Origin of the sequence: Nocardia rosealba, from assembly GCF_020216065.1 — a bacterium.
In the GTDB taxonomy this organism is placed as follows: domain Bacteria; phylum Actinomycetota; class Actinomycetes; order Mycobacteriales; family Mycobacteriaceae; genus Nocardia; species Nocardia rosealba.
Map to the genome: position 1 here is coordinate 31,037 of NZ_JAIWNA010000003.1, position 13,980 is coordinate 45,016.

Genomic DNA, 13,980 nt, shown 5'->3' on the forward strand with positions numbered 1-13,980 from the left:
TACGACGGATCGACAAGGCTTGTCAGCCTAGATCGGTGAGCACGGTCCGGGCTTCGTCGAGAAAGTTCGCGGCGGCAGGCCCCCATGCGTAGCGTGCGGCGTCGAGCGTGCCGATCAACGCGGCGAGCGGATCGGGGTTGGTCGCTTGGTGCACCGCGGCCCACATCCAGAAGTTCGCGCGGTCACCGACCAATGATCGGCGTGCGCGCAGTTCGGCTTCCGGTGTCAGGGTCCGGCTTTCGATACTCGCGACCACATCCGGGTCATCGGCCAGGTGCGCGAATTCGGCCGTTCGGCGCACAGCCCACCACGTCATCTGGTTCTGCCGGTCGGTGGGCAGATCCGCTAGAAGGTCGGTGTCGCCTCCCAATGGACCGTGCCCCGCGCCGGTGCGGGTGCCGTCGGATCGGCGTGGCACCGGGTATAGCTCACCGAGCAACGGGATCACGGCGAAACCGATTCCGGTCGACTCGATCCGGGCGAGATCGCCCTCGCCGAATCCGCTGCCGGTGAAACGTTCCAGTGCGACAAGTCCCTTGGCGATCCGGTGGCCGTAGTCGTCGAAATCCAGGTCACGCAGGATCGGCTCGAGCGCGGGGTCGTTCTGCGGTTCGCCGAGTTCGAACGCGGCGACGATCCGGCCGTCGTCGGCGAAAGACAGCCGCGTCACACCGTTGACGTTCCAGTACAGCGATGCCGCGCGTGTACCACGGGACAACGCGCGCAGTTCCGGTACATGGCTGCCCTGGTAACCGTTGTACTCGACTGCCAGCACCGCGTCGGTGAGGGGAGCCACCGCGATCCACGGGTCACCGCCGGTCATCGCGCGCTCCTCGAGCGCGGCCATCTCCTCGGGTGCGGTGGGGTCGGCGCCGAAAGCACGGACGACACCGTCGGGTCGCGCGGCGGCGACGACGGTGATCGTCGCGGCCTCGGCGAGCGAAGACGTCTCCACCCAGCGATAGGGGTCCTCCGGCCTGGCCGCGAGGAGCGGCTCGGCTTCGCCCCGCAACCGGTGACCGAGCCGATCGGTGCGCTTGTGCACGATGGTGTCGGCGATCGGCGACTGCCACACGGTGATCTGGAAGGACTCGGGTCGCTCGGCCTCGTCGCGACCGGCGGCATGAACCCGGACGCGGTAGGTCCCCGGCCACGGCGGCGTCAGTTCCTCGAGCGAACCGTATCCGCCATATCCCGCGGCGGGCGGTGCGCCGAGTACCGATGCCAGTCCGCGCGTCGCCGTCCAGGAGACCTCGACGACCTCGTCCCATCCGCTCGTATCGACCTCGGCCGGTGGGCCCTCGAATACCTCGACTCGCACCGAGACGGTGCCATCGGCGGTCCCGGTCCGCACCGCGACGCCTCCGGGAACGACCGTGACCAGGCCGTTCTCGCCGAACTCCGCGGTTTCAGGGAAGTCGGACTCGGTCAGCGCGAATCGATGGTCGTCGGCCCGCACGGCACCGGAGGTATAGCGCGGATACAGGTACCCGTCGCGGACCTTCGCGATGTGCGCGGCAGCGTACTCAGCCGGCATCGGCGCGGCGCGCAGCAGGGGGCACGCCGCGATCAGGCCGGCGCCGATCACCCGCGCGGGATCGTCGCCTTCGCCCAGAGTCCGCAGCACGATCGTTGCCACGGCCACCCCCAAAGCGAGGTAGCCCGCACCATGCGCGGCCGTGACTCCGGACTCGTCGAGCGTGCTCGCGGATTCGGGCAGGCTGGGGGAGCGCAGTTGTCCGGCGACGTCGGAATGTTCGCTGAGCCGGGCGGTCAGCGCGACGACCGACCCCAGTGCGCCGGGGCGGACGGCCTCCAGTTTATCGACCGCTGTCGTCATTTCGCTGTTGCCCGACATGTACCCGAACATGACGGCCCGACCGTCCCGCTGTTCGGGCAGCAACGCGACCACGTCCGGCGCCGCCGGTACGACGAGCTCGGCGACGGGCAACTCGAGTGCGCCGAGTATCCGCTCGGGCAGCAGCTGTCCGAGTAGGGAGAGCTCGGCACGGATACCGCGCTCCGCGAGCGCATGTGGCGCGGACTCGTTGCTGGTCAGCCGTAGTTTTCCCAGCGTGGCCGCTGGTCGCGACGGAATCCGTGACCGTACCGTCCGCATGGTCTCGATCACGATCGGTGCGAGCTCGTCGATGACCGCGTCCGCAATTTCCGTCATTGCCCCTCGTTTCGCTGTCCCGACCGTGTGCCTGGAATGTACCTGGGGACCAGGCCGGGCCAGAGGATGGCCAGACGCGGCCTGGATCGATGCTCAGGGGCCGCCGGGCCTCGAGCGGGCAATGCGTGCGGGCGGCCGACATGGCGAGTCGGCGGGGAATTCGAAACTGTTGCGGCCCAGGCGTTATCGGCGCGGGACCGCAATGATGCGCGCGTCCGAGATCGTTGACTATGGCGCGCGAAACAGCCTCTGTCACAGTCACTCTCGAGCTCGAAGCGGGCAATGCCTCGTTGATGACGCTCGGCAAGATGCTCGGGCCGACCGGGGTTCCACCGTTCGAGGTGAAGCGGAAATACGATGCGGCGACGGCGGATCGGCGTGGGGAGATCATTCCCGCTGTCATCACGATCGATGCACGCAAGCGGTGGACGATGCGGCTCAAGACGCCGCCGACTGCCTCCCTCATCCGGGCCGCGCTCGGGCAACCGGGATCGCCGCAACCGGGACACAAGCCGGTCGGTGCGCTCAGTCGCGATCAGTTGCGCCGCATAGCGATTCGTAAGCTGCCCGACCTCAACACCAACGATGTCGATGCGGCGATGCGCATCGTGGCGGGTACGGCTCGGTCGATGGGGGTGCGGGTCGAAGAATGACCCGGACCCTGATGGTGTGGTGTGGCCTGCACTAAGTTGGACCGGTAATCGATCGGTTCGACAACGGGGGATCATGCTTGCGACGGGGGATGTTTTCGCCGGGTACGCGATCGAACGGCAGCTCGGTCGTGGCGGGATGGGTTCGGTGTATCTGGCCAGGCACCCTCGGCTGCCGCGCCAGACCGCGCTCAAACTGCTGAATCCGGAACTGTTCTCGGACAACGAGATCCGGGCCAGATTCGAGCGGGAGGCCGATCTGGCCGCGCAGCTCGAACACCCGAACATCGTCACCGTGTACGACCGGGGCGCCGACGACGGGCGGCTGTGGATCAGCATGCAGTTCGTCGACGGTGTCGATGCCGCCGCCATCGAGCATCCCGTTCCCGCTGCCCGCGCGCTGCACATCATCGAGGGCACCGCCGCCGCACTCGACCACGCGCACGGCAACGGCGTGCTGCATCGCGACGTGAAACCGGCCAATATCCTGCTGGCCGCCGCGAACGGTCCGGAGCGCGTGCTGCTCACCGATTTCGGTATCGCGCGCCCCCGCGACGACGTCCACCACCTCACCCAGACCGGAACCTTCACCGCCACCCTGGCTTTCGCGTCCCCCGAACAGCTCACCGGCGCCCCGCTCGACCATCGCGCCGACCAGTACTCCCTCGCTTGCACGCTGTACTCGTTGCTCACGGGACAGGCTCCGTACGAGGCGGCGAATCCGGTGCTCGTCATCCAAGGCCATCTGCAATCCCCACCGCCCTCGGTACGCAGGCACCGGCCGGATCTCCCCGCCGCGTTGGACGCGGTCCTGGCGCGGGCGCTGGCCAAGCGCCCGGCGGACCGCTTCGATTCGTGTGCGGAATTCGCAGCCGCCGCCCGCCGTGCTCTCACCGGGACAGGTGGGCAACCGACGGTATTCGCCTCCCCTGTGCACCAGCAGTATTCACGCCCGTCGATGCCCGCGCCACCAGCCCCGCGACCGGTGCCGGTCCGTCCCGTTCCGGTCCGGCGCGGGCGTGGCGTCGTTCCGCTGATTCTGCTGACGGTGTTCGCCGCCATCGCGGGCGCCTCGTACTGGGTGTGGCAGGACGACAGCACTTGGGTGTCGCAGATTCTCAATCGTTCCCGTGCCCATCGCGACATCGCCGCGATGTCGGCGGCGTTCCCGCAGATGCTGCCGCCCGGTGAAGCCGACGGAACATCGCTGTCGAACCCCTACCTGACCGGGGTCGGTGCGGGTGGCCGCGCCTGTGAGGCCTATGTCAATACGACCACGCGCAACGAGCTCCAGTGGGAACTGACATTTCAAGAGGCGCATGCCAAATGGTCGTGCAAACCCGCCGACATCAACGCGACCAGATTCGCCTTCTACGCGTTTCCCTCCGCGGAGTCGGCGAAGGCGGCGGTCGCCCGATTCGAGCGCGAGACCAAAGATGTCGGCAGCGGGTCGTCCGGCACACGCACCGACGACCACCGGGCGCTCTTCTTCAAGGACCAGTACGGCAGAGACAGCTACAGCATGACCGTGGTCGTCTCCACTTTCAGTGACCCGGGGCGAGAACACTGGGTATTCCTGTTCTCCCGGGATTCGGATGTGCTGGCCGAGGACCTGCCCGAACTGCTGAAGGAACTGACCACCTTCCCGATGAGCTGAAGGATGCCCGCGACGGCACGAACGCCGTTTTGGTAGGGTCCAGCGCGTCGGACGACGAGCGAGATTCGGGGGTCAGAGTGGTTTCTGACGGGACGGTATTCGCCGGATACACGATCGACCGGCAGCTGGGTCGCGGCGGGATGGGTTCGGTGTATCTGGCCAGGCATCCTCGGCTGCCGAGGTGGACCGCGCTGAAACTGCTGAATCAGGAGCTGTTCTCCGACGCCGAGATCCGGGCCCGGTTCGAGCGGGAAGCCGATCTGGTCGCCCAGCTCGACCACCCCAATATCGTGACGGTGTTCGACCGCGGTGTGGAGAACGACCAGCTGTGGATCAGCATGCAATACGTCGACGGGATCGACGCGTCGATGCTCGATCCGGCGACGCTGCCACCGGACCGGGCGTTGCAGATCATCCGGGAGACCGCCGTCGCCCTGGACTTCGCGCATCGCGCGGGCGTGCTGCACCGCGATGTGAAACCGGCCAATATCCTGCTGGCCAGGTCCAACAGCCAGGAGCGGGTGTATCTCACCGACTTCGGCATCGCGCGCCTGCGTGACGATTCCGGTCACCTCACCGAGACCGGCTCGTTCACCGCGACCCTGGCCTACGCGGCACCCGAGCAGCTCACCGGTGTCCCGCTCGACCATCGCGCCGACCAGTACTCGCTGGCCTGCACGCTCTACACCCTGCTCACCGGCACCGCGCCGTTCGAGGCGCCGAGCCCGGCCGCCGTCATCACCGGGCACCTGCAGTCGCCGCCACCGCCGGTGAGTCCGCGCCGGGCCGGGCTGCCGCCGAATCTGGATGCCGTGATGGCGCGGGCGCTGGCCAAGCGACCAGCCGACCGGTTCTCCTCCTGCGAGGAGTTCGTCGAGGCCGCGCAGCGGGCCATGCGCACCGGGACTACCGGTGCCCGCCCGATCGCTCGTCCGCCGTCGGGGGCGCACGCTCAGCCGTTCCTGGGAATGCAGCCGATGCGGCCGGTGAACAACTCCGGTGCCGCGATTCCGGTCGCACCGGTTCCGCCGATGGCGCCGCGACCGGCGACCCCCGCTGCCTGGGCCCAGCCCGCGATGCGCGCGCCCATGCCGCCACCGCCGCCCGCGCGGGGCGGTTGGGGGTCGATGTTGGGGGTGCTGCTGGTGGTGTTCGCCATCGTGATCGGCATCGCGGTGCTCATCGCTGTGCTGACGAACCTGTGATCGGTGCGCCGACCTGTTCGGCGCGTGCCATATTCTGATCCGAATGAGCGACTTCGACGTCACCGCCGCCGACTCCATCGACCTCGTCCGGCTGCGTCGGTTCGTCGCCGTGGCCGAGGAACTGCATTTCGCGCGCGCCGCGAAGGCGTTGCGGATTCCGCGTCAGGCGTTGAGCGCCACTGTGATCGAGCTCGAAGGCGAATTGGGCACGCGTCTGTTCGTGCCCGGCGCGTCGCCGACCCAGCTGTCCGAGGACGGCGCGACCCTGCTCGACCACGCGCGGGAACTGATCCGTGCCGACGAGCAGGCACAGCGCGAGCAGAAACCGGAGGGGCCCGCGAGCCTGCGCGTCGGTTTCGTGCCGGGGGTGACGGTGTCGAAGTGGGCTCGGGTGTGGGGCGAGCGGCTGCCGGACCATCCCCTCGAGGTGCTCGGTGTCGCGCAAAGCGAGCAGGAGAGCGCGCTGCGCGAGGGCCGGGTGGACCTGTGCTTCGTGCGGTTGCCGATGGACCGGTCCGGAATGAACGCGATCCCGCTGTGGGAGGAGACGCCGGTCGCGGTCGTGCAGAAGGACGACGCGCTGTCGCTGCTCGATGCGGTGAGCCCGGCCGACCTGGCCGACGAACAGCACCACGACAGTGGCGATCTGGATCAGGCCGCCGACACCCTGGCAATGGTCGCCGCCGTCGGGGGAGTGGCGATCGTGCCGCAGTCGATCGCCCGACTGCATCATCGGCGCGACCTGGTGTACCGCCCGATCAGCGACACCGAGTTCACCCGGATCGCGCTGGCCTGGCCCGCCGACGGAGATTCGGAACTGGTCGAGGAATTCGTCGGGATCGTGCGCGGCCGCTCGGCCAACAGCTCACGCGGCGCGGAACCGGCCAAGCCCGCGCAGGAGCGTGCGCCCAAGAAGCAGGCGCCCAAGAAGCAGACCGCGCAACGCAAACCCGCCAAGACCGGCCGCAAGCCCGGCGCCCGACGCGGCCGCTGACACGACGATGCCTGCGGCGCGATCGAATCGCGGCCGCAGGCATCGGTGCGGGTGTCTACCTCGGGATGCGCTTGGTGAGCGAATCGACGACGAGGATCAGCGCGAGCAGACCGGCGAACACGATGAGGAAGATGTCCTCGACGTGGCCCTGGTGGTTGCCGATGGTCATGCCGAGCAGCGCGATCACGACGAACCAGCCGGCGATGCGGAAGGTCTTGGGCGACTCGCCGCTCCAGCCCCACGCTGCCGAGGGCACCTCGGCGGGGTCGACGCTGGTGGCGACGGCGCGCTCGGTGCTGGCTTTTTCGAGGTCCGTGGCGGCCACGATCGCTCCTTAGGGCTCGAGTTCTGGTTGGGCGAGTGTGCATATCGTGGCATACGACCGTTCGTCGTAGCCAGCAGCCCTGCCACAATGGGCCCGTGTCCCACCACGCACCCCGTGCCGCGCACGGCAATACGGCCTCGACCGACCGGGTGAAGGTGCTGCTCCTTGGCAGTACCGGTTCGATCGGCACCCAGGCGCTCGAGGTGATCGCCGCCAACCCCGACCGCTTCGAGGTGGTCGGGTTGGCCGCGCGCGGCGGCAACCCCGCGCTGCTCGCCGAGCAGATGGCCGCCACCGGCACCCGCAATGTCGCCGTGGCCGATCCCGCCGCCGCCCGGAAGCTCGATCTCGATCTGGGCGGGCCGGGGGCGGTGACCGAACTCGTGCGCCGCACCGAGGCCGACGTGGTGCTCAACGCCCTGGTCGGTTCGCTCGGCCTGGAACCGACGCTGGCCACTCTCGAGGCGGGGACAAGGTTGGCGCTGGCCAACAAGGAATCCCTCGTCGCGGGTGGTTCGCTGGTGACCCGGGCGGCCGCGCCCGGCCAGATCGTCCCCGTCGACTCCGAACACTCCGCCCTCGCCCAATGCCTGCGCGGCGGTCGCGCCGAGGAAGTCGACCGGTTGGTGCTCACCGCCTCCGGCGGCCCGTTCCGCGGCTGGACCACCGAGATGCTCGAATCGGTGAACCCCGACGAGGCGAAAACGCATCCGACCTGGTCGATGGGTCCGATGAACACGCTGAACTCGGCCTCGCTGGTGAACAAGGGCCTGGAACTGATCGAGACCCACCTGCTGTTCGGGGTGCCCTACGACCGCATCGATGTCACCGTGCACCCGCAGTCGATCGTGCATTCGCTCGTCACGTTCACCGACGGCTCCACCCTGGCCCAGGCGAGTCCACCGGATATGAAGCTGCCCATCGCCTTGGCGCTCGGCTGGCCCGACCGCCTGCCCGGCGCTGCCACGCCCTGCGATTTCGGCACGGCGTCGACCTGGACGTTCGAGCCCGTCGACGACGCGGTCTTCCCCGCTGTACGTCTGGCCAGACGAGCCGGGGAGGCGGGCGGCAGCGTCACCGCCGTCTACAACGCCGCCAACGAAGTCGCCGTCTCGGCCTTCCTTGACGGCGCGATCAGCTTCCCGGCCATTGTGCGCACCGTCACCCGCGCGGTCGAGGCCGCGGACCGCTGGCGTGCCGAACCCGATACCCTGGACGACGTCCTCGCGGCCGACCGCTGGGCCAGGGAGTTCGCCGCCGAGGCCATCGCCGAAGTACCGACGCCCTGACCTGACCGACTCAACGGGACCCCCCCACGTTTTTCGGCCGCCTTCGGATTCGGGGTTACGAGGCCGAAAAACCGCGGCGCCAGCCGCCAAGAACAGAGAAAGGGCCAGATGGTATTCGCGTTCGGGTTTGCCCTGTTCGCCGTCGGTATCACGATCTCGATCGCGTTGCACGAATGCGGGCACATGTGGGCCGCGCAGGCGACCGGCATGAAGGTGCGCCGCTACTTCATCGGTTTCGGGCCCCGTATCTTCTCGTTCCGTCGTGGTGAGACCGAATACGGCCTCAAGGCGCTGCCGCTCGGTGGTTTCTGCGATATCGCGGGCATGACGGCCCTGGACGAGCTGGAGCCCGAAGAGGTGGACCGGGCGATGTATCGCCAGTCCACCTGGAAGCGGCTGGTGGTGATGTTCGGTGGCATCGCCATGAACTTCCTGCTCGGTTTCATCCTGCTGGTGGTGCTCGCGGTGGGCTGGGGTCTGCCGCAGCTCGAGCAGCCACCCGCCACCGCGCTCGGCACCATGAGCTGCGTCGCCCAGGAGACGCCGGACAAGAAGCTCGCGCCGTGTACGGGTGACGGTCCGGCTCAGCGCGCCGGTTTACGGCGTGGCGACGTGGTGAAGGCGGTCAACGGCGTCGAGGTGACCACCTGGGCGCAGTTCCAGGCCGAAACCCAGAAGCAGACCGGCACGTTCACCTACACCATCGAACGCGACGGCGACACCCTCACCGTGCCCGTGACCCCGGAGCGGGTGATGCGCTCGCCCAAGGAGGGCCCGGCCCGCGAGGTGTCCGCGGTCGGCGTCGGCCCGGATTACGCCGAACCGCAGCAGTACGGCGTGGTCGACGCGATCCCGGCGACCATCGTGTTCACCGGTGACTTCTTCGTCGAGACAGTGAAGTCGCTGGCCAAGATGCCGCAGAAGGTATCGGCGCTGTGGGAGGCCGTCACCGGTGGCGAGCGCGACCCGGAGACCCCGGTCAGCGTCTACGGCGCGAGCCGGATCGGTGGCGAGACCGCCGAGCGTGGCCTGTGGGGCATGTTCATCCTGGTTCTGGCCAGCCTGAACTTCTTCCTCGGCGCGTTCAACCTGCTGCCGCTGCTCCCGCTCGACGGCGGGCACATCGCGGTGGTGCTCTACGAGAAGGTGCGCGATGTGGTGCGCTCCTGGCGCGGTAAGGCCCCCGCGGGCCCGGTCGACTATCTGAAACTGCTCCCCGTGACGTATGTGGCCGTCGTGATCGGCGGTGCGTTCATGCTGCTCACCCTGGCCGCCGACATCGTCAACCCCATTCGCCTACCCTGATCCGCGTACGCCCGCTGTCGCGCCCCTCACAGGGTGCGGTGCGAGCGTGCGCGACTAAGCTCGGAAGCAATCAGCCCAGGTCGATTCGAGATCCGTAGGAAAGAAGGCAGCCGACCGTGACCAGCACCATCGGATTGGGGATGCCCGCCGCTCCCGCTGCTGTTCTCGCACCACGGCGCAAAACCCGTCAGCTCATGGTCGGCAATGTCGGCGTGGGCAGTGACCATCCCATCTCGGTGCAGTCGATGACGACCACCAAGACCCACGACGTGAACGCCACCCTCCAGCAGATCGCCGAACTCACCGCCTCGGGCTGCGACATCGTGCGCGTGGCGTGTCCGAGGCAGGAAGACGCCGACGCCCTGGCGACCATCGCCAAGAAGTCACAGATCCCGGTGATCGCCGACATCCACTTCCAGCCCCGCTACATCTTCGCCGCCATCGATGCGGGCTGCGCCGCGGTGCGAGTGAACCCGGGCAACATCAAGGAATTCGACGGCCGCGTCGGCGAGGTCGCCAAAGCCGCGGGCGCGGCGGGCATCCCGATCCGCATCGGCGTGAACGCCGGTTCGCTGGACAAGCGGATGATGGAGAAGTACGGCAAGGCCACCCCCGAGGCGCTGGTCGAGTCGGCGCTGTGGGAGGCGAGCCTGTTCGAGGACCACGGCTTCGGCGACATCAAGATCTCGGTCAAGCACAACGACCCGGTCGTGATGGTCGAGGCCTACCGTCAGCTCGCCGCGCGCAGCGACTACCCGCTGCACCTCGGTGTCACCGAGGCCGGCCCGGCGTTCCAGGGCACCATCAAGTCGGCGGTCGCGTTCGGCGCCCTGCTCAGCGAGGGCATCGGTGACACGATCCGCGTGTCGCTGTCGGCGCCGCCCGCCGAAGAGGTGAAGGTCGGCGGCCAGATCCTGCAGTCGCTGAACCTGCGTCCGCGCAAGCTCGAGATCGTGTCGTGCCCGTCGTGCGGACGCGCCCAGGTGGATGTGTACACGCTGGCCGACGCGGTCGCGGCCGGTCTCGACGGCCTCGAGGTGCCGTTGCGCGTGGCCGTGATGGGTTGCGTGGTGAACGGGCCCGGTGAGGCCCGCGAAGCCGATCTCGGAGTGGCCTCCGGCAACGGCAAGGGGCAGATCTTCGTCAAGGGCGAGGTCATCAAGACCGTGCCGGAAGCGCAGATCGTGGAGACCCTGATCGAGGAGGCGATGCGGATCGCCGAGGAGATGGGCACCGAGCCCGGCGCGCAGCCGGTGGTCACCGCGGGCTGATCCCTCACGGTCCGGCGACGGATTCACCTCGACCCGTACCACTGCGCCCGCTTTCGTGGCAGGCTGGTGCCGTGCGGAGTCTGCTGGAGCCGACGCGACGGTCCAAGGCCACCCCCGCGCGTCCGGTGACCGGGCGGGACCTGGCCGAGGTGCTGCGGGTCCTCGATGCCGATCCGGTCGCCTCGTGCATGATCGCGGCCCGTGTCCAGGAATTCGGCCTCGACACCCGTTCCGGTGTCGGCGAGTTGTGGAGTCGCGGCGGTCCCGCCGACTCCCTGTGCTTCTCCGGTGCGAACCTCGTTCCGCTGCGCGGTGACCAGCAGGCCCTTCGCGCGTTCGCCGATCGGGCCACCAGGTGGCCGCGCGTGTGTTCCTCCGTGGTCGGCAGGCAGGAGCTGGCGCTGCCGCTGTGGGAAATGCTGGCGCCGAGCTGGGGACCGGCGAGGGAGTTGCGCGCCGACCAGCCGCTGCTCGCCCTGGCCCAACCTGCCCTCGCCCGCCCGGACAGCGCGGTGCGACGAGTGCGACCCGACGAGATCGACCGCTACCTCACCGCCGCGATCTCCATGTTCATCGAGGAGGTCGGCGTCGACCCGCGCGCGGGCGACGGTGGCCGCGGTTACCGCCGCCGCATCAAGAGCCTCATCGAATCCGGCCGGGCCTGGGCACGTTTCGACGACGGCGAAGTGGTGTACAAGGCCGAGATCGGGTCGTTGTCCCGGCGCACCGGTCAGATCCAGGGCGTGTGGGTGCATCCCGAGCATCGCGGTGCCGGGGTGGGCACGGCGGGTACAGCCGCTGTCGCGAATGCCGTTGTGTCGACCGGCCGTACGGCCAGCCTGTACGTGAACGACTACAACCAGATCGCCCGACGTGCTTACAGCCGTGTGGGTTTCCGTCAGATCGCCACCTTCGCGACCGTCCTCGTCGATTAGTTTTCCGCCGCTGACCCGGCGTTGTTGCGTCGTCGGCGCCGGGTTCGCCGTTACCATCTGTGCCGATGAGGACTCGGATGTTCACCACCTGTGCGGTGCTCGCGCTCGCGCTCTCCTCGGGCGCGTGTTCGACGGGTCCGCAGGGACCGGCGCCCGCCGCCCAGGATTTCGCCGAGGCCCTCGCCGACCGCGATCTGGTCACCGCGGGTGGTCTCACGACCGCGCCCGAGAAGGCCACGGCCGCACTCACTTCCACCTGGGACGCCCTCCAGGCCGAGAAGCTGACCGTCCGCACTGGTGACGCGCGCGTGCAGGGCGACACCGCCACCGTCGACTACACCTACGAGTGGACATTGCCCAAGGGCCGCCGATGGACCTATTCGGGTGAACTGCAGATGGGCCGCAGTGACGGCCGCTGGCTGGTGCGCTGGACCTCCACCGACATCCACCCCAAACTCGGCGACACCCAAAGCCTGGAGTTACGAACCCAACCCGCGCCGCGCGCGCGGGTCAACGAGTCGGCGGGCAGCGATGTGCTGGTGCCGGGCAAGGTGTCACGGGTGCGGTTCACGGTCGCCGACGCCCCGGATCCGGAGCGGGTCGCGGGTGCCCTGGCCGGTGCGCTGAGCCGCATCGATCCGGTGGCTTACACCCCGCAGGCCATTCTGTCGGCCGCGCGCAAAGCCGATGGGGCGTACACGGTCGTTCTGCTCAGCGAGTACGAGGCCGAGACGCTCGGCGCTCACCTGATCGGTCTGCCGGGGGTGACGCTCACCCAGGAGTGGGACATGGTGCCCACCGATCGCAAGTTCGCCCCCGACCTGCTCACCCAGGTGCGCAAGACCGTGATCGCCGAGGTCGACGGCAAGGCGGGCTGGAGCGTGGTCACCCGCAACGCCAACGGCGCGGATCTCGATGTACTGCACGAGGTCCCGGCCCAGCCGGCACCGTCGTTCGCGCTCAGTATCGACCGTTTCGTGCAGAATTCGGCGCAGCACGCGGTCGACCTGCGCACCGAGCAGACGATGATGGTGGTGATCCGGCCCTCGACCGGCGCGATTCTCGCGGTGGCCCAGAACAAGGCCGCCGACCGCGACGGACCGGTGGCCACGAGCGGTCAGTACCCGCCCGGCTCGATCTTCAAGACGGTCACGGCGTCGGCCGCGATGGCGGCGGGGATCGCGACGCCCGAGACAGTGCTGCCCTGCCCGAGCCGGACAACCATCGGCGAGCGGACGATTCCCAACTACAACCTCTTCTCGGTGGGTGATGTGCCGATGGCCACCGCCTACGAGCGCTCCTGCAACACCACCTTCGCGGGGCTGGCGAGCAGGCTCGAACCCGACGCGCTCACCGAGGCCGCCGCCCGCCTCGGTATCGGCCAGGACTACCGGGTGGCCGGGTTACCGACGCTGTCGGGGTCGGTGCCGCCCGCCGACGGGCTGGTCCAGCGCGCCGAGGACGGCATCGGCCAGGGCCGGGTGGTGACGAGCCCGTTCGGGATGGCACTGATGGCCGCGGCGGTGGCGCACGGGTCGGCGCCGGTGCCGTATCTGATCGCGGGCAGGCCAACCGAGATCGTCGGTGAGCGGCCCGAACTCGCGCCCGAGGTGGTCGAGGGACTGCGTGCGATGATGCGGATGGTGGTCACCGGCGGCACCGCCGAACGCATCCGCGATCAGGGCGAGGTGTACGGCAAGACCGGTGAGGCGGAGGTCGACGGCGGATCGCACTCGTGGTTCGTCGGCTATCGCGGCGACATCGCCTTCGCGACACTGCTGGTCAAGGGTGGCAGTTCCGACAACGCGGTCGCCGTCACCCGTGACATGTTCGCGGCGCTGCCGCCCGGCTACTGAGCGCGATACGGCGGGACGACGTAGGCGTCTTTGTCGGTGTGCTCGACCGCGTCGCGATGGACCACTTCATAGCCGGGCGCCGGTTTGGGCGGCGCGGATTGGACTCGGGCGTCGAGCAGATCGATGGCCATGGCACCGCCGAGAATCATTCCGGCGGTGGTCAAAATCAGGGTGGAACGGCTCATATTCGTCTCCCTCGTCCAGGGTTTCGACGTGTTCCGAATGGGAGAACCGTAGAACGCGGAAGCGCTCGGCAACAGGCGGCGGCAGTAAGCGACACACAATTGTTGCCATATGTGCGGGCGTGTTCGAACGTA

The 13,980-nt window shown here is 68.6% G+C and carries 12 protein-coding genes; 9 read left to right on the forward strand and 3 right to left on the reverse strand.

The genetic code is table 11. The features are described from left to right. Positions 1-22: 22 nt before the first annotated feature. Positions 23-2,176: a DUF6461 domain-containing protein gene (locus tag LDL21_RS13670; protein WP_225280375.1), complete on the reverse strand. Its 2,154-nt coding sequence runs from the start codon at positions 2,174-2,176 to the stop codon at positions 23-25. A 230-nt stretch (positions 2,177-2,406) separates the two neighbouring features. On the opposite strand from LDL21_RS13670, the gene LDL21_RS13675 reads away from it, so the two are divergent. From LDL21_RS13675 to LDL21_RS13690, 4 genes are all read left to right on the forward strand, one after another. Then, positions 2,407-2,829 carry an uL11 family ribosomal protein gene (locus LDL21_RS13675; RefSeq protein WP_225280376.1) on the forward strand — a complete coding sequence of 141 codons (423 nt, stop codon included), beginning with the start codon at positions 2,407-2,409 and terminating at the stop codon, positions 2,827-2,829. Between the two features lie 73 nt (positions 2,830-2,902). Further along, complete coding sequence (locus tag LDL21_RS13680) at positions 2,903-4,483, forward strand: serine/threonine-protein kinase (RefSeq protein ID WP_225280377.1); 1,581 nt, start codon at positions 2,903-2,905, stop codon at positions 4,481-4,483. A 77-nt stretch (positions 4,484-4,560) separates the two neighbouring features. After that, positions 4,561-5,688 (forward strand): serine/threonine-protein kinase, encoded by a 1,128-nt coding sequence (locus LDL21_RS13685; protein ID WP_372462179.1) that lies wholly within the window; start codon positions 4,561-4,563, stop codon positions 5,686-5,688. A gap of 43 nt (positions 5,689-5,731) precedes the next feature. Then, positions 5,732-6,682, forward strand: a complete 951-nt coding sequence (locus LDL21_RS13690) for a LysR family transcriptional regulator (protein WP_225280378.1) — start codon at positions 5,732-5,734, stop codon at positions 6,680-6,682. Between the two features lie 55 nt (positions 6,683-6,737). Here LDL21_RS13690 and LDL21_RS13695 read toward each other — a convergent pair whose 3' ends face one another. Next, positions 6,738-7,007, reverse strand: a complete 270-nt coding sequence (locus LDL21_RS13695) for a DUF2631 domain-containing protein (RefSeq protein WP_181696836.1) — start codon at positions 7,005-7,007, stop codon at positions 6,738-6,740. A gap of 95 nt (positions 7,008-7,102) precedes the next feature. Between LDL21_RS13695 and dxr the strand changes: the two genes are divergently transcribed. From dxr to LDL21_RS13720, 5 genes are all read left to right on the forward strand, one after another. Then, on the forward strand, positions 7,103-8,296 hold the full coding sequence (gene dxr, locus LDL21_RS13700) for a 1-deoxy-D-xylulose-5-phosphate reductoisomerase (protein WP_225280379.1): 1,194 nt from the start codon (positions 7,103-7,105) through the stop codon (positions 8,294-8,296). Between the two features lie 108 nt (positions 8,297-8,404). Further along, the gene (locus tag LDL21_RS13705) at positions 8,405-9,601 is read left to right on the forward strand and encodes a M50 family metallopeptidase (RefSeq protein WP_225280380.1); all 1,197 of its coding nucleotides are present in this window, start codon (positions 8,405-8,407) and stop codon (positions 9,599-9,601) included. A 116-nt stretch (positions 9,602-9,717) separates the two neighbouring features. Beyond that, on the forward strand, positions 9,718-10,872 hold the full coding sequence (gene ispG, locus LDL21_RS13710; protein ID WP_181696838.1) for a flavodoxin-dependent (E)-4-hydroxy-3-methylbut-2-enyl-diphosphate synthase: 1,155 nt from the start codon (positions 9,718-9,720) through the stop codon (positions 10,870-10,872). A gap of 80 nt (positions 10,873-10,952) precedes the next feature. Continuing rightward, positions 10,953-11,807, forward strand: coding sequence for a GNAT family N-acetyltransferase (locus LDL21_RS13715; protein ID WP_255675070.1), 855 nt, complete (start codon positions 10,953-10,955; stop codon positions 11,805-11,807). A gap of 65 nt (positions 11,808-11,872) precedes the next feature. Beyond that, positions 11,873-13,663: a penicillin-binding transpeptidase domain-containing protein gene (locus LDL21_RS13720; RefSeq protein WP_225280382.1), complete on the forward strand. Its 1,791-nt coding sequence runs from the start codon at positions 11,873-11,875 to the stop codon at positions 13,661-13,663. Here LDL21_RS13720 and LDL21_RS13725 read toward each other — a convergent pair. Further along, entirely contained in the window at positions 13,657-13,848 is a 192-nt protein-coding gene (locus LDL21_RS13725) for a hypothetical protein (protein WP_067496292.1), read from the reverse strand. The two genes, LDL21_RS13720 and LDL21_RS13725, sit on opposite strands and share 7 nt — an antisense overlap. Positions 13,849-13,980: the final 132 nt, after the last annotated feature.